Source organism: Sphingobium sp. RSMS (genome assembly GCF_005406185.4).
Lineage (GTDB): Bacteria > Pseudomonadota > Alphaproteobacteria > Sphingomonadales > Sphingomonadaceae > Sphingobium > Sphingobium fuliginis.
Map to the genome: position 1 here is coordinate 2,260,981 of NZ_CM191257.1, position 14,677 is coordinate 2,275,657.

At 65.6% G+C, this 14,677-nt stretch carries 17 protein-coding genes; 4 read left to right on the top strand and 13 right to left on the bottom strand.

Annotation, left to right across the window (positions count from 1 at the left end; translation table 11 throughout):
* Window positions 1-11: 11 nt before the first annotated feature.
* The 9 genes from tatC to EGM87_RS10895 form a co-directional block, all read right to left on the bottom strand.
* Window positions 12-797, bottom strand: coding sequence for a twin-arginine translocase subunit TatC (gene tatC / locus EGM87_RS10855; RefSeq protein WP_025546953.1), 786 nt, complete (start codon window positions 795-797; stop codon window positions 12-14).
* Window positions 794-1,231, bottom strand: coding sequence for a Sec-independent protein translocase protein TatB (gene tatB, locus EGM87_RS10860; RefSeq protein WP_044660142.1), 438 nt, complete (start codon window positions 1,229-1,231; stop codon window positions 794-796). The genes tatC and tatB overlap by 4 nt, the downstream gene beginning before the upstream one ends.
* 30 nt (window positions 1,232-1,261) lie before the next feature.
* Entirely contained in the window at window positions 1,262-1,492 is a 231-nt protein-coding gene (locus EGM87_RS10865) for a twin-arginine translocase TatA/TatE family subunit (protein WP_007685564.1), read from the bottom strand.
* 130 nt (window positions 1,493-1,622) lie between these two features.
* Complete coding sequence (scpB, locus tag EGM87_RS10870; protein ID WP_025546958.1) at window positions 1,623-2,216, bottom strand: SMC-Scp complex subunit ScpB; 594 nt, start codon at window positions 2,214-2,216, stop codon at window positions 1,623-1,625.
* On the bottom strand, window positions 2,213-2,995 hold the full coding sequence (locus EGM87_RS10875; RefSeq protein WP_044660143.1) for a segregation and condensation protein A: 783 nt from the start codon (window positions 2,993-2,995) through the stop codon (window positions 2,213-2,215). Before EGM87_RS10875 ends, scpB begins: the two co-directional genes overlap by 4 nt.
* 37 nt (window positions 2,996-3,032) lie before the next feature.
* Window positions 3,033-4,046: a beta-N-acetylhexosaminidase gene (gene nagZ / locus EGM87_RS10880; RefSeq protein ID WP_044660144.1), complete on the bottom strand. Its 1,014-nt coding sequence runs from the start codon at window positions 4,044-4,046 to the stop codon at window positions 3,033-3,035.
* Window positions 4,047-4,221: 175 nt separating this feature from the next.
* Window positions 4,222-4,938: an SPOR domain-containing protein gene (locus EGM87_RS10885; protein WP_044662763.1), complete on the bottom strand. Its 717-nt coding sequence runs from the start codon at window positions 4,936-4,938 to the stop codon at window positions 4,222-4,224.
* A gap of 19 nt (window positions 4,939-4,957) precedes the next feature.
* Complete coding sequence (gene argS, locus EGM87_RS10890) at window positions 4,958-6,685, bottom strand: arginine--tRNA ligase (protein WP_044660145.1); 1,728 nt, start codon at window positions 6,683-6,685, stop codon at window positions 4,958-4,960.
* Window positions 6,686-6,804: 119 nt separating this feature from the next.
* Window positions 6,805-7,413, bottom strand: coding sequence for a hypothetical protein (locus EGM87_RS10895; protein WP_037481428.1), 609 nt, complete (start codon window positions 7,411-7,413; stop codon window positions 6,805-6,807).
* Between the two features lie 154 nt (window positions 7,414-7,567).
* Here EGM87_RS10895 and ispH point away from each other — a divergent pair, with 154 nt between their 5' ends.
* The 3 genes from ispH to rnhA are packed head-to-tail and all read left to right on the top strand — an operon-like array spanning window position 7,568 to window position 9,940.
* Window positions 7,568-8,515: a 4-hydroxy-3-methylbut-2-enyl diphosphate reductase gene (gene ispH, locus EGM87_RS10900; RefSeq protein WP_044660146.1), complete on the top strand. Its 948-nt coding sequence runs from the start codon at window positions 7,568-7,570 to the stop codon at window positions 8,513-8,515.
* Between the two features lie 4 nt (window positions 8,516-8,519).
* Complete coding sequence (thrB, locus tag EGM87_RS10905; RefSeq protein WP_044660147.1) at window positions 8,520-9,497, top strand: homoserine kinase; 978 nt, start codon at window positions 8,520-8,522, stop codon at window positions 9,495-9,497.
* Window positions 9,494-9,940, top strand: a complete 447-nt coding sequence (gene rnhA, locus EGM87_RS10910; RefSeq protein WP_025546973.1) for a ribonuclease HI — start codon at window positions 9,494-9,496, stop codon at window positions 9,938-9,940. Before thrB ends, rnhA begins: the two co-directional genes overlap by 4 nt.
* A gap of 58 nt (window positions 9,941-9,998) precedes the next feature.
* Here rnhA and EGM87_RS10915 read toward each other — a convergent pair whose 3' ends face one another.
* Window positions 9,999-10,634, bottom strand: coding sequence for a CAP domain-containing protein (locus tag EGM87_RS10915; protein WP_025546975.1), 636 nt, complete (start codon window positions 10,632-10,634; stop codon window positions 9,999-10,001).
* Between EGM87_RS10915 and hemW the strand changes: the two genes are divergently transcribed.
* The gene (gene hemW, locus EGM87_RS10920) at window positions 10,633-11,808 is read left to right on the top strand and encodes a radical SAM family heme chaperone HemW (protein ID WP_044660148.1); all 1,176 of its coding nucleotides are present in this window, start codon (window positions 10,633-10,635) and stop codon (window positions 11,806-11,808) included. The two genes, EGM87_RS10915 and hemW, sit on opposite strands and share 2 nt — an antisense overlap.
* Before the next feature lie 162 nt (window positions 11,809-11,970).
* Here hemW and EGM87_RS10925 read toward each other — a convergent pair whose 3' ends face one another.
* The 3 genes from EGM87_RS10925 to grxD form a co-directional block, all read right to left on the bottom strand.
* Window positions 11,971-13,482, bottom strand: a complete 1,512-nt coding sequence (locus tag EGM87_RS10925; RefSeq protein ID WP_044660149.1) for a M56 family metallopeptidase — start codon at window positions 13,480-13,482, stop codon at window positions 11,971-11,973.
* The gene (locus EGM87_RS10930) at window positions 13,479-13,847 is read right to left on the bottom strand and encodes a BlaI/MecI/CopY family transcriptional regulator (RefSeq protein WP_025546982.1); all 369 of its coding nucleotides are present in this window, start codon (window positions 13,845-13,847) and stop codon (window positions 13,479-13,481) included. Before EGM87_RS10930 ends, EGM87_RS10925 begins: the two co-directional genes overlap by 4 nt.
* A gap of 479 nt (window positions 13,848-14,326) precedes the next feature.
* Complete coding sequence (grxD, locus tag EGM87_RS10935; RefSeq protein ID WP_025546984.1) at window positions 14,327-14,659, bottom strand: Grx4 family monothiol glutaredoxin; 333 nt, start codon at window positions 14,657-14,659, stop codon at window positions 14,327-14,329.
* Between the last annotated feature and the right edge of the window lie 18 nt (window positions 14,660-14,677).

The window sequence follows — 14,677 nt, forward strand, 5'->3', positions numbered from 1 at the left end:
CGAGCCTTTTTTCAACCCGCAGCGTCCGCCGCTTCGCTGGTGGCCAGATCCTTGGCCTGCTTCCGGTCGGTGAACCAGATAGCGACGATGGTGATTTCATAAAGCGCCAGCAGCGGAATCGCCAGCATGAGCTGCGAGACCACGTCCGGCGGCGTCAGCACCGCCGCCAGCACGAAGGCGGCCACGATCATGTAGCGGCGCAGGCCAATCAACTGCGCCCGGCTCACAAAACCGGCGCGGTTGAGCAGCATCAGCAGCACCGGCATCAGGAAGCTGATGCCGAAGGCGAGGATGAACTGCATCACCAGCCCCAGATAACTGTCCGCGCTCGGCAACGCCTCCACCTGAAGGCCGCTGCTGTTGCCCTGAAATTCCAGGAAGAAGTGGAAGGCCGTGGGCATCACCACGAAATAGGCCAGCGATGCGCCCATGGCGAAGAGGAAGGGCGTGGCGATGAGGAACGGCAGCAGCGCCTTCTTTTCCTTCGCATAGAGCCCCGGCGCGACAAAGGCCCAGAGCTGGTTCGCGATGATCGGAAAGGACAGGCAGAAAGCGCCGAAGACCGCGATCTTCACCTGAACGAAAAAGGCTTCATACAGCTTGGTGTAGACCAGCCGCCCGCCATCGTCGCCAAAGGCTTCCTTCAGCGGATGGACCAGAATCGCGAACAACTGCTCGGAGAAATAGAAACAGATCGCGCCCGTTATGAACAGCGCATAGACGCATTTGAGCAGCCGTCCGCGCAGTTCGATCAGATGGTCTAGCAAAGGCGCCTTGCTGTCGTCGATGTCCTTCATGCCGCCGCGTCGTCCTTCCGCACCGGTTCCTGCGCCACATAGGGCGGTCCGTCCGTCGCTGGCGGGGCGACATAGGGGCGCGCTTCGCTCGCCGGGGCCGATTCAGCGACGAAGGGCGGGACCTCCCCGGCTGCCGCTGCGGCGGCGGGTGCTGGCAAGGCTCCGGTTTCACCGGCGGTTTCAGGCGCAAGCGTCTCCGGCGGATGCTCTTCCATGATCCGCTTGTTCTGCGCGGCCCATTTCTTCTCCAGCTCCTCCAGTTCCACCTCGCGAACCATCGCATCGATGCCGGTGCGGAAATGGCGCGCCATGGACTGCGCCTTGCCCACGATCTGCCCCACCTTGTAGAGCGCGCGCGGCAGGTCCTTCGGGCCGATGACGATCACCGCGATGATGACGATCACCAGAAGTTCAGACGAATCGATACCAAACATGCGTGCCTACCGCCCCGGCCGAAGGAAAAATCAGGCCTTGGTCTTTTCTTCCGTCGCGGTGGGCGCGTCCTGTTCGGGCACGCGATGGCCCTCGATGCGCGTGGCGGGCTTGGTGGGCACGTCGTCGTCCTCCATGCCCTTCTTGAAGCTCTTGATGCCCTTGGCGACGTCGCCCATCAACCCGGAGATGCGGCCGCCGCCGAACAGCAGCATGACCACCAGGAGAACGATGACCCAGTGCATCAGCGAAAAGGAACCCATTTGAACACACTCCTGAAACTGCGTCTTATCTAGAGTGATTTCGCGTGAAATGGAAATATTTCACGGCCCGGAAATCACGGCGAACAAACCCGCAGATCATGTTTCGGCCCGACAGAGGCCCAAGCATGATCTAGGCGTCTTCCTCATCATTTTCCACAACGGATTGGGCGCCCAGACCCTCAAGCGCCAAATCGACGGGATCGAGCAGGCCGGCGGCCCGCAAGTCGTCGATACCCGGCAGGTCCCTGCGGCTGCTAAGGCCGAAATGTGACAGAAATTCTACCGTGGTGGCGTAGATCAGCGGCCTTCCCGGCACCTCCCGGCGCCCGGCGGGCCTGACCCAGCCCGCCTCCATCAGCACGTCCAGCGTGCCTTTCGCCACCTGAACGCCGCGAATGGCCTCTATCTCGGCGCGGCTGACGGGTTCATGATAGGCGATGATCGCCAGCGTCTCCATGGCGGCGCGCGACAGCTTGCGTGTCTCGTCCTTCTCCCGGCGAAGGATATGGGAAAGGTCCGCAGCCGTCTGGAAATGCCAGCGCCCGCCCCGCTCGACCAGATTGACGCCGCGCCCCGCATAATGACCGCTGATCGTCGCCAGCGCGGCGGCAAGATCGCCCGCCTCCCCCACATGCAGCTTGATTTCGCCAAGGGTCAGCGGCTGTTCCGATACGAACAGCACGGCCTCCACCGCACGAAGGAAATCGTCCTGTTCCTCGATCACAATAGGCGCCCCGCATTCGGTTCCGGCACGGCGGCCCGCAGGAAAATGGGTTCGAAAATCCCGTCCTGCTGGATTTCCAGCCGCCCCTGCCGCGCCAGTTCCAGCGCGGCGACGAAACTGCTGGCCAATGCCGATCGTGCCATCGGCCCATCCTGCCCGCTCGGCAGGAAGGCTTCAAGCGCGGTCCAGTCGATCGCCGCCCCCACCAGCGTGCCTACGCGCTGTATCGCCTCGTCCAGGGTCATGACCGGCCGCACCGCGACCATATGCACCACCGGCTGCGTCCGCGCACGGACCTGGCCGTAGGACTGGATCAGGTCGAACAGGCTGGCCGCCCATTTCGCCTTGCGGACGAGGCGCAGGCCTTCGGGCCTTTCGCGGACGAACACGTCGCGGCCGATGCGGTCGCGCGCCATCAGCCGGGCGCCCGCCTCCCGCATCGCCTGAAGCCGCTGGAGCCGCAATTGCAGACGCAGCGCCAGTTCCTCGGGGCTGGGTTCGGGCTGCGCCTCCCTCGGCAGCAGCAGCGAGGATTTGAGATAGGCCAGCCACGCCGCCATCACCAGATAGTCGGCCGCCAGTTCCAGCTTCAGCTTCCGCGCGCCCTCTATATAGGCGAGATATTGTTCGACCAGCGCGAGGATGGAGATTTCGCGCAGGTCGACCTTCTGCGTCCGCGCCAGCGCCAGCAGCAGGTCGAGCGGCCCCTCCCAGCTTTCGAAACTGACGGTCAGCATGTCGGGCCGGGCCGCGGCGGCAGGGGCGAAGAGGTCGTCCATCGCTAGCAGGGCGCTTTCCGGCAATCGGCGCCCCGCCTCACGCCGGCACCATCGCCAGCAAGGCGTCGCGGGTGGCGAGCAGTTCCTCCAGCGGCGGCCCCTCGGGCGACGCGCCGCTCGACGCCATCGCCCGGTCCAGCCTTGCCTTCGCCTCGGTCCCGATGTCCGGCAGCAGGTCGGCAATGCCGACCATATCGTCCATCCGCCCCCAGCAATTGAGCGCCAGATCGCAGCCCGCCGCCACCGTTGCCGCCGCCAGTTCCGGGATGCTGCCCTTCAACGCCTTCATGTCCAGATCGTCGGACATCAGCAGCCCGGCAAAGCCGATCCGCCCACGGATGATCGTGTCGATCACGGAACGGGAGAGGCTGGCCGGCAGGTCGGGGTCCCAGGCCGTATAGACGACATGCGCCGTCATCCCCATGGGCGCATCCTTCAACGCCTGGAACGGTGCCAGATCGATCGCCAGGGCATCCTCGTCGGCGGTGACGATGGGCAGTTCATGATGGCTGTCGACCATCGCCCGGCCATGCCCGGGCATATGCTTGACGATGCCGACCACGCCGCCATCGGCCAGCCCCTCGATCACCGCCCGCCCCAGGGCGGCGACCCGCATCGGCTCCGCGCCAAGGGTGCGGTCGCCCATGATGTCGCTTGCCCCTTCCTGCCGCACGTCGAGCAACGGCAGCGCATCGACGGTAATGCCGACTTCCGCCAATGTGGTGGCAATGGCCCGCGCATTGGCATGGGCCGCCGCGATGGCGCTGGACGGAGCGATTTCGTAGAGCTTGTCGAACACCGCGCCAGGAGGAAAGCTGGGCCAGACCGGCGCCTGCATCCGCGCGACCCGGCCGCCTTCCTGATCGATCATGATGAGCAGATCGTCCCGGCCATGCAACGCGCGCAGATCGTCGGTCAATGCGCGAAGTTGCCCCCGATCCACGATATTGCGGCGGAAGAGGATGTAACCCGCCGGATCGGCCTCCGCGAAGAAGGCGCGTTCATCGGAAGTCAGTGTCTCGCCGGAAAGGCCGAAGATAACGGGTTTCATGCGGAGCGATGGTAGCGGCTGAAAGCGGCTCTGTCGAAGGGGTTGTTCCGGCCTTGCCGCAGGATCGGTGGGATTTGGCCGAGGGACATAAATGGGCGGGTCCAAGACATTCCCCCTCCCGCCTGCGGGAGGAGGAATGCCTCAGGACGGCCATTCCCGGCCAAGTCCCATTCCCCTAATTCACCACCATGCAGCTTTCGCCCGCGACCTTGAGCTTGCCGCAGAGCGTACTCGCCTGCCCGCCCGCCGCCGCGCGCAGGCGGTAGACGGTGCTGCCGCCCACCTCGGCCTGCTCGATCGACATGGGCAACGGCTCCAGATAGGTGAAGCGCTTGGACAGCCGCTTCCATGCATCCTTGGCGAAAGCCTGGTTGCCATAGGCGCCAAGCTGGATCATGCCGCCGCCCGCCGGCCGGGCCGCCGCCGTCGCCGGCCGGGCGCTGGTCTCGTCCGCCACGCGCGCCGTGACGCTCTGCGACGGCTTGCCTTGCACAGCGGGGCGCGCATTATCCGCTGTCCCGGTCGGCGTGATCGGCGCCTCCGGCACGCGGGTCGGATCGATTCGCCCGTCACGCGCCACGCCCTCGCTCGCGGCATAGCTGGCATCGCCCTCACCATCGAACTTCTTGGCGTCGGCTTCCTTGGCCGGAATCTTATAGTTGCCGGCAGGCGCGGCGATCAGCTTACCCTCGCCCCCGGCGCCGCCCGTCCGGTTCTGGATCAGCCAGACCCCCGCGACGACCGCGCCGATCAGCACCAGGCCAAAGAGAATGAAGCCCAGCAGCCGCAGCGGCGACAGCCCCGGCTCCTCCTCATCCTCGATGGCGGGTTCCAGCCAGGGCAGACGCTCCTCATCGTCCAGGTCCAGCCTTCCCCGCGCATAATCGCCCATCTCGATCAAACTCCGCCGGTCATTGCATCTCGTTCAGGGCCGCAACGCCCATCAGCGCCAACCCGTTGCGGATGATCTGCCCGATTCCCCGGCTCAAGAAAAGCCGCGCGGAAGTGGTGGCCGGGTCGTCCGTCAGGATGACCCGCGCCCGCGGATTGTCGTTGCCCAGATTCCACCAGCTATGGAAGGCCGAAGCCAAGTCATTGAGATAGAAGGCAATGCGATGCGGTTCACGGGCCGAAGCCGCCCCCTCCACCACACGCGGAAACTGCGCGGCGAGCTTCACCAGCCCCAACTCCTCCGTCCCAAGGCGGGACAGGTCGGGCGCGGGCAGGTCGATCCCCGCCTCCTCCGCCCGCCGTCCGAGCGAGGAAATGCGGGCATGGGCATATTGCACATAGAAGACCGGATTGTCCTTCGACGCCTCCACCACCTTGGCGAAGTCGAAGTCCATCTGCGCGTCGGCCTTGCGCGTCAGCATGGTGAAGCGGACCACATCCTTGCCTACTTCGCGAACCACATCGGCCAGCGTCACGAAATTGCCGGCGCGCTTGGACATCTTCACCGGCTCGCCGTCGCGCAGCAGGCGGACCATCTGGATCAGCTTGACGTCGAAGCGCGCCTTGCCCTCCGTCAGCGCGGCGACGGCGGCCTGGATGCGCTTCACCGTGCCGCCATGGTCCGCGCCCCAGATGTCGATCAACTGGTCGGCCGTCTGCGCCTTCTGGAAATGATAGGCCATGTCGGCGCCGAAATAGGTCCAGCTTCCGTTCGACTTCCTGATCGGCCGGTCCTGATCGTCTCCGAATTTCGTCGAGCGGAACAGCGGCAGTTCGACCGGCTCCCAATCCTCCGGCGTCTCGCCCTTGGGCGCTTCCAGCACGCCGTCATAGACGAGGTCGTGCGCGCGCAGCCATTTTTCGGCCGCTTCGGGCTTGCCTGCCGCCTGCAACTCGGCCTCGGAAGAGAATATGTCATGATGGATGCCCAGCAGCGCCAGATCGCTGCGGATCATCTCCATCATCGCCGCGACCGCTCTGGTGCGGAACGGCACCAGCCATTCGCTCTCCGGCGCACCGACATATTTGTCGCCATATTCGGCGGCCAGCGCCTGCCCCACCGGCACCAGATAATCACCGGGATAAAGACCCTCGGGAATCTCTCCTACCGCCTCGCCCAATGCCTCGCGATAGCGCACATGCGCCGACCGGGCGAGCACGTCCACCTGCCCGCCGGCATCGTTGATATAATATTCGCGGATCACCTTGTGCCCGACATGCTCCAGCAGCGTGGCGAGCGCGTCGCCCACCACCGCGCCCCGGCAATGGCCCATATGCATGGGGCCGGTCGGATTGGCGGAGACATATTCGACGTTGACCGTCACGCCCTCGCCCGTCGAGGAGCGGCCATATTCCTCCGCCTCCGCATGGATCGCGGCGAGTTCCGCCCGCCAGGTGGCGTCGGTCAGCTTCAGGTTGATGAAGCCTGGGCCGGCAATCGATGCGCTCTCTACCTCGTCCAGCCTTTCCAGGCCCGCGACGATCTTCTCCGCCAGCGCGCGCGGATTGCTGCCGGCGGGCTTGGCCAGCACCATGGCGGCGTTGGTGGCAAGATCGCCATGGCCTGGATCGCGCGGCGGTTCGACCGTCACCGGCTTGCGGTTGAGGCCGGCGGGCAGCGTGCCGTCAGCCTCCAGCGCGTCGAGCACGGCATCGAGATGGGCGGTGAAGCGGTTGTAAAGAGACACTGGGCGAACTTTCTACCAGGACCCGTTCACCCTGAGCCTGTCGAAGGGTCGCCCTTTTTCTTCAAGAAACAAGGGCTTCGACAAGCTCGGCCCGAACGGGGAAATGAACTGAGCTAAGCTTAGCGGGTCGCGTTGTAACGGAGCTGATCCTGGGTCAGGTTGAAACCCACGAGCAGCTCGAAGCTGGTTCGCTGCAAGGCCGCCTTGACGTCCGGCTGCGCGAAGGGGTCGATCGCCGCGTCGGCATCCCCCGCCTTGCGCTTCTCCGTGATCTTGCGCTGGATGTCGGCCGGCAGCGTCGCGGCAGCCCTGTTCACATAGGAGCCGGCCTTGGCGGTCGTGGTGGCGCGATATTGCCCGGCCGGAAAGTCGAGCACCACCTGGCCCACACGCTTGGCGACGACGGCGTTGCCGCCCCGCACCACGGCGGAATAATAAGGCAGCGTCACCTGCCGCGCCGCGCCCGCATCGCTGCGGCGGGCGTTCACGGTGAAGGTCGCCTCCGTGTAAAGCTGGTCCCCTTCCGAGCAGGTGGAGCGCAGGTTGGTGATCTCCGCCACCACGTCGATCGCACGGGCATCCGTGCTGCCCGCCGGATTGAACAGGGTGACGTCGCCGGTCTGCGCCGGGATCGCCGCGACGGGACAGGCCGATCGCACGGCCACGATGCCGCCGGTGGGATCGATTTCGCCCCGCTGGGAACAGCCCGCAAGGGCCATGGCGATCATTCCGGTCAGCGCAAATCGAGAAAAGGTCACAGGCAATCCCTTGGGAACAGGCGTTGGGCTTCTTATCCATAGCCCGTCCCCCACGCAACTCAAACTGCACAGGGCGGCAAGGAAGCGGCTTTCCTCCAAAGCCACATTGGCCTAAGCGGCAGGCATGACCGATCTTCCGCCCATGAAGCTGCTGATCGCCGCCCCGCGCGGCTTTTGCGCCGGTGTCGACCGCGCCATCGTCATCGTCGAAAGGGCGATCGAGAAATATGGCACGCCTGTCTATGTCCGGCACGAGATCGTCCACAACAAATATGTGGTCGACGGGCTGAAGGCGAAGGGCGCGATCTTCGTCGAGGAACTGGACCAGGTTCCCGACGGCTTGCCCGTGGTCTTTTCCGCCCACGGCGTTCCCAAGACGGTCCCGGCCAAGGCGGAGGAGCGCGGGCTCGACTATCTGGACGCCACCTGCCCGCTGGTCAGCAAGGTCCACCGCCAGGCCGAACGGCAGGTCGAAGCGGGGCGCCATATCCTCTTCATCGGCCATAAGGGCCATCCGGAGGTGATCGGCACCTTCGGTCAGGTCGAGGCGGGGCATATGACCCTTGTCGAAACGGTGGAGGATGCAGAGGCCTTTACCCCTGCCGATCCCGACAATCTCGCCTTCCTGACGCAGACGACGCTGTCCGTCGACGACACTGCCGCGATCGTCGCCACGCTCCAGCGCCGCTTCCCCACCATTCATGCGCCCAAGGGGGAGGATATCTGCTACGCCACCTCCAACCGGCAGGCGGCGGTGAAGGCCATCGCCGCCCGGTGCGACGCCGTCTATGTGATCGGCGCGCCCAACAGCTCCAACTCGCTGCGGCTGGTCGAGGTGGCGGAGCGCGAAGGCACGCCCGCTCGCCTGATCCAGCGCGCGGACGAGATCGACTTCACCTGGCTGGAGGGTGTGAACACGCTGGGCCTTACCGCCGGCGCATCCGCCCCCGAAGTGCTGGTGCGGGAAGTGGTGGACCGGATCGGCGAAAGATTTTCCGTGGCCGAGGAACAGGTCGAAACCGCGCGGGAAAGCATTGCGTTCAAACTCCCCCGCGGACTGGAGGCCGCATAACTCCATGGCCGTCTATACCCAGGTCCCCGCCGAAGAGATCGACGCTTTCCTCACCCGCTACGACGCCGGACGCCTCGTTTCCGCCAAGGGCATTGCGGAGGGGGTGGAGAACAGCAATTATCTGCTGGAGACCACCGGCCCGGACGGCAATGGTCATCGCTATATCCTCACCCTCTACGAAAGGCGGGTGAATGAGGCGGACCTGCCCTTTTTCATGGACCTGCTCGACCATCTGGGCGCACGCGGTTGCCTCGTCCCCCGTTTCATCGCGGACCGGGAAGGCAGGCGGCTTCAACAGCTTGCCGGTCGCCCCGCCTGCCTGATCGAATTCCTGACCGGCATCTCCGTGACCGAACCGACCGCGGGCCAGGCCCGGGCCGCGGGCGCGGCGCTGGGCGCGATGCACCGGGCGGCGGAGGGCTTTGCCGGCACGCGCCGCAATGCCCTCGATCTCCCCGGCTGGCATGATCTGGCCGCCAGATGCGGCGCGGACTTCGACCGGATCGCGCCGGGCCTCAAGGCCCGCGTGGCGGAGGAACTTACTTTCCTCGACACCCATTGGCCCGCCGAGCTGCCTCGCTCCGTGATCCATGCCGACCTCTTCCCGGACAATGTGCTGATGCTGGGCGATCGGGTGACGGGCCTCATCGACTTCTATTTCAGTTGCACCGACATCCGCGCCTATGATCTGGCCGTCACCCACAGCGCCTGGGTGTTCAGCAATGACGGCGCGACATGGCACGGCGATCGGGCGGCGGCGCTGGGTGCCGGCTATCGGGAAACGCACGGCCTGACCGAAGCCGAACGGGCCGCCTTTCCCGTCCTCTGCCGGGGTGCGGCGCTCCGCTTCCTGCTGACGCGCGCCTATGACTGGATCAATACGCCCGCCGATGCGCTGGTGACGCGCAAGGACCCGCTGGCCTATCTGCGCCGCCTGGAATTCTACGCCGCTGCCGATCCGGCCATGCTGCTCGGCGCATGAGCACCCTTCCCCAGGTCGAGATCTTCACCGACGGCGCGTGCAAGGGCAATCCCGGCCCCGGCGGCTGGGGCGCCGTGCTGCGCTTTGGCGAGACGGAGAAGGAGATCTCCGGCGGTGAAGCGCAGACGACCAACAATCGCATGGAGATGATGGCCGCCATGCAGGCGTTGGAGACGTTGAAACGTCCATGCCAGGTGACGCTCTATACCGACAGCAAATATGTGATGGACGGCATCACCAAATGGGTGTTCGGCTGGCAGAAGAATGGATGGAAGACGGCCGACAGGAAGCCGGTGAAGAATGCGGAACTCTGGCAGGAGCTGGTCAGGGCCGCGGCCCGCCACAAGGTGACATGGCAATGGGTGAAAGGCCATGCCGGCCACCCCGAAAATGAGCGGGCCGATCAACTCGCCTGCGCGGCGGCGGAGCAATTCCGCAAGTAGATGGGTTGACCCAGCCGGTGATCGGCGGCGCTGGGGCCCCTCGACTGGCTCCATCCCGTCAGGATTGGACGCCATCCTCCCCATCCAGGGGGTTGCGGCCGAATATATTGCCCGCCGGATAATAGCGGCAGACGAGATAGTCGTAGCTCTGCCCCTCCGCCAGGGCGCAGCCGACCTTGCGGGTGCCGCGCCAGATGATCTGGGTATAATGGCCGACATCTTCCCATCGGCCGGTGACGCTGAGGTCGGGCAGCTTGCCGCTCCGCCGGAACAGCCGCTTCTCATCGATGAAGGAGCCCACCATCAGCTGATAATCATAGAGGCCGCGCGATCCCATCCAGAGATTCTCGCCGCTGGGAACGGCGCGGCTGGCGCGGGCGGAATGGCGGAAGATGTTGGTCTGCGCCATCTGCCGGGCATAGCGGGCCGCATCGGCGGCCAGGGCGCTATCCCAGGCCAAGGGCGAAAGCCCCAGCGATTCCCGTTCCTCATTGTGCATGCCCAGCACGACGTCGCGCATCAGACCCTCGTCCCGATCCGCTTCCTCAAGACCATAATAGGAAGCGGGCCTGGCCGGAGGCAATTGCCGCGCCCCGGGCGACGGCTCCGCGCCGCCCTGCCCCGGCGCTGCCGCCAACAGGCCGAGCAGCGCTAGCCGCGCAGGCCAAAGCCGTTTAAGAAGGCCCCCATTCATGCCGCCCGACCCCTTTATCCCCGCTGCCGCGCCCGATGAGCCCCTGGCCTTATATGTGCATTGGCCATTTTGCGTTTCCAAATGTCCTTATTGCGATTTTAACAGTCATGTTCGGGCCGAGATCGACAGCGATGCCTGGCGCGCGGCGCTGCTGAGCGACCTTGCCCATGAAGCGTCGCTGAGCGGCGGCCGGCCGCTCTCCTCGATCTTCTTCGGCGGCGGCACGCCGTCGCTGATGCCGCCCGACATCGTGGAGGCGCTGATCGACGCGGCCACGCGCCATTGGCGGCCGACGAGCGACATCGAGATCACGCTGGAGGCCAATCCCAGTTCGGTCGAGGCCGCCCGCTTCGCGGACCTGGCGGCCGCCGGGGTGAACCGTGTGTCTCTGGGCCTTCAGGCGCTGGAGGATGAGGCGCTGCATTTCCTCGGCCGCGCCCATGACGTGCGGGAAGGGCTGGCCGCGCTAGACGTGGCGCAATCGGTGTTCGGCCGGGTGAATTTCGACCTGATCTATGCCCGTCCCGGCCAGAGTCTGGCGGATTGGGAAAGCGAACTGGCGCGCGGACTGTCCTTCGGCACCGATCATCTCTCGCTCTATCAGCTCACCATCGAACCGGGCACCCGCTTTGCGACGCTGGTGGCGCGGGGCGAGTTGAATCCCGCCGATCCGGACCATGCCGCCGACCTTTACGAACGGACGCAGGCGATGACGGCGGCCGCCGGCATTCCCGCCTATGAGATCAGCAACCACGCCCGGCCGGGGCAGGAAAGCCGGCATAACCTTACCTATTGGCGCTATGGCGACTATGTCGGCATAGGCCCCGGCGCCCATGGCCGGCGCGATGGGCTGGCGACGCTGCGGCACAGGAAACCGGAAAACTGGATGAACGCCGTCGCGCGCAATGGCCATGGCCTGCAAAGCGAAGACCCGCTCGACGGGCACGACAGGGCCAGGGAAGCGCTGCTGATGGGGCTGCGGCTGGGCGAAGGCGTAGAGCTGGAGAGGATTGCGCGGATGTCGAGGATGGCGATCGAGGCTCTGGTGGATGCCGAGGCGGTGGCGCGGCTGGCCGGCCATGGGCTCGTGCGGCGAGAGGGTCAGCGGCTCCGCATCGAGCCTGCCGGGATGCTGCTGCTCGACGCCATCCTGCCGGAGATCGTGGCGGTCTGAACGACGGCGCGGCATCCGCTACAAAGGCGTCATGCTGAACCCGTTTTCAGCATCCATCCTGCCTTCAGGCAGCTTATGCCTGCGGAGAGAAATGGATGCCGGAACAATCCGAGGAGGCCGGCGCATGGGATAGTGGCGGCGGCGCCCTCCGGATCTCGCCCGTCAATCCTCGCCATCCATATGCGCGATCTCCTTGTCCAGATCGCGCAACACCTCGGCCCGGACCTTGTCCGACATCCGGGCTGCCGCAGCGATCTGGGCGCGGGCGGCCATCAGTCCGGCGCGGGCGGCGCGATGGGCCTGCGCCTCGATCTGGTCCTGGCAGATGCGGACGCGGATACGGCGGCGGCCATCGGCATCCACCGTCTCCCGCTGGCTTACGCTCTTGCCGTTCTCGCAGCCATTCGCAACGTCGACATGCGGCACCATGCGGCGGATTTCAGCCTCGCTCGGCATGGCGTGGCTCAAGGCGCGGTCGCCCTCGTCGCGCAGGCCGACGGGCGGCGCGGGGGGAACCGGCGGCGCCGGCAGCGCCATGTCGGCAACAGGCGCCGGAGGAGCAGGCGGAGCGGGAGGCGCCGGCGGCAGGACCGCCATCTCCTCAGCGTCTCTCGCATCGGACGAGGACGGGGACGGGGGCGTGGCCGCGGCTTTCGGCGCTTCGGTCAGGGCGATCTCGCTGGCGGAGGCAGGCTGGGCGACCAGATCGGCCAGCCTGCCGAAGTTCATCGAATCCACCTTGTCGGTGATCGCGGCGACCTGCTGCGCCGCCCGGCTGCCGGACGCGGTCAGCGCCAGGCCGGACGCGGTCACCAGGGCGACCGCCGCCATGCCCCAGCTGATGCGGCGCAGCGACACTTCATGGGCAGAGAGCATTTTCAGCCTCCCTTTGAGTGCGGTTATGCGATTGAGATGACAGGCGCCGGCAAACTGGCGGCCGCCCGCAGCCTTCAAGATGGCGCGGCCATAGGCATGCGCCTGATCCCGGCCGTAGAGCGACAGGACCCGGGCATCGCAGGCCTGTTCCTGATCCGCCCGATAGGCGCGATACGCGATCCACGCGACGGGATTGCACCAGTGCAGGCCCAGCAGCAACAGCGCGACCATATTGGCGACCAGGTCGCCGCCCTGATGATGGGCGCGCTCATGGGCGATGGCCATGGCCTGTTCCTGGGGATCGAAACGCAACGCGAAATCAACGGGCAGCACGATGACGGGACGGAACACCCCGAAGGCGAGCGGTCCGCCTGCCTGTGGGCTGCTGACGATGCGGATGCGGCCTTCTTCCCCGATCGGCGCCGCGTCCTTCAGGATGAAACGCCGGAAGCGGACATAGCCGACCGCCTGGACGACCAGAAAAAGGACCACGCCCAGCAGCCAGATCGACACCGCGATCTCCAGCCAGGGAATGCTCCAGTCCGACCTGACCGGGAGCGCCACCGGCGCCGCATCCAGCAAGGTCGGCAAGCCCGCCTGGTCAACCGCCCGTTGCAGGGGCGAAGGGCTGGCGACCTCTCGCGGCAGGGCCGGCAAGGCCATGCGAGCGAAGGGCAGCAGCCATAGCCAATAGGCCGCACCTGCACCCAGCCAGCGCGCCACAGGCTGCCGCAGCAGCATGACCAGCGCCATCAGCAGGGTCATGGCGATCAGCGTTTCCGCGATCCAGACGCTCATGATTTCAACCCCTTCAGGATTTCCTCAAGCTGGGCAATATCTTCCGCCGTCAACTGGTCCTGGCTGGCGAGCTGGGCCACCAGCGGCGACACCCGCCCGCCGAACAGCCGGTTCACCAACCGCCCCGACTCGCTGGCAACATACTCCTCCCGCGCGACGAGCGGGCGATATAAAAAGCGGCGGCCATCCTGATCGGCGGCGATGACGTCCTTGGCCATCAGCCGGGACAGCAGCGTCTTGACGGTCTGGACGCTCCAGTCGCGCCCGGCGGCGACGCGGTCCGCGACATCAGCGGCGGTCTGCGGCGCACGTTCCCACAGCGCCTCCATCACCACCAGTTCCGCTTCGCTGATCTTCTCGCTCAAGGGACTCGTCCGCATCAGAATCGACTACAGACGTAATCGCATTGATTACATCTGTAGTCAAGTGTATGTCATGAACTGTCGGTGCGGTTTACAGCGCCGGGATCGGCCGGACCGGCATTAACCTTTTTAAGGCGCGGGAACGGGTTATTCCCGATGGTTGGCACAGGCTTTGCGTCGTTTCAGACATACCCGATCGTTCGACTACCCGGGAGGATGCGGCACCAGTCTCCGCCGCATCCTCCCACCCGGGTCCCCGTGCAGCGCCGGGCCTTAAACCAGACCTGTCGACTGGCTTGCCTCGATGGCGGCCGAACTCGCCGAAGAAGGACCGGTCTCGACGGCCATTTTCCATGCGGGCTTCGACAAGCTCCGTCCCCACTCAGCATCCCGTCATCCGAAGGGCCGCATCAGGACCCGACAGGCATGAAAAAGGCGGCCCGGATGACCGAACCGCCCGCTCCATTCGCTTTAGCCAGCGCTCAATTGGCCGCGGCGACGCCCTGATCGGCCATCAACTGCTGCAACTCGCCGGCCTCGTACATTTCCATCATGATGTCGCTGCCGCCGACGAATTCGCCCTTCACATAGAGCTGGGGAATGGTCGGCCAGTCGGAAAATGCCTTGATCCCCTGGCGAACCGCCTGATCCTGCAAGACGTCGACGCTTTCATAGGCGACGCCCAGATGTTCCAGGATCGCAATGGCGCGGCTGGAAAAGCCGCATTGCGGGAATAGTGGCGTGCCCTTCATGAAAAGCACGACATCATTGCCGTTGACGATCTCCGCAATCCGCTGCTGCACGGCGTCGGTCATTATCTGGGTCCATTCCTG

Coding starts and splice junctions, on each gene's coding strand:
- tatC (WP_025546953.1), bottom strand. CDS start 797: ATGAAGGACATCGACGACAGCAAGGCGCCTTTGCTAGACCATCTGATC.
- tatB (WP_044660142.1), bottom strand. CDS start 1,231: ATGTTTGGTATCGATTCGTCTGAACTTCTGGTGATCGTCATCATCGCG.
- EGM87_RS10865 (WP_007685564.1), bottom strand. CDS start 1,492: ATGGGTTCCTTTTCGCTGATGCACTGGGTCATCGTTCTCCTGGTGGTC.
- EGM87_RS10875 (WP_044660143.1), bottom strand. CDS start 2,995: ATGGACGACCTCTTCGCCCCTGCCGCCGCGGCCCGGCCCGACATGCTG.
- nagZ (WP_044660144.1), bottom strand. CDS start 4,046: ATGAAACCCGTTATCTTCGGCCTTTCCGGCGAGACACTGACTTCCGAT.
- EGM87_RS10885 (WP_044662763.1), bottom strand. CDS start 4,938: ATGGGCGATTATGCGCGGGGAAGGCTGGACCTGGACGATGAGGAGCGT.
- EGM87_RS10895 (WP_037481428.1), bottom strand. CDS start 7,413: ATGATCGCCATGGCCCTTGCGGGCTGTTCCCAGCGGGGCGAAATCGAT.
- ispH (WP_044660146.1), top strand. CDS start 7,568: ATGACCGATCTTCCGCCCATGAAGCTGCTGATCGCCGCCCCGCGCGGC.
- thrB (WP_044660147.1), top strand. CDS start 8,520: ATGGCCGTCTATACCCAGGTCCCCGCCGAAGAGATCGACGCTTTCCTC.
- rnhA (WP_025546973.1), top strand. CDS start 9,494: ATGAGCACCCTTCCCCAGGTCGAGATCTTCACCGACGGCGCGTGCAAG.
- hemW (WP_044660148.1), top strand. CDS start 10,633: ATGCCGCCCGACCCCTTTATCCCCGCTGCCGCGCCCGATGAGCCCCTG.
- EGM87_RS10915 (WP_025546975.1), bottom strand. CDS start 10,634: ATGAATGGGGGCCTTCTTAAACGGCTTTGGCCTGCGCGGCTAGCGCTG.
- EGM87_RS10925 (WP_044660149.1), bottom strand. CDS start 13,482: ATGAGCGTCTGGATCGCGGAAACGCTGATCGCCATGACCCTGCTGATG.
- grxD (WP_025546984.1), bottom strand. CDS start 14,659: ATGACCGACGCCGTGCAGCAGCGGATTGCGGAGATCGTCAACGGCAAT.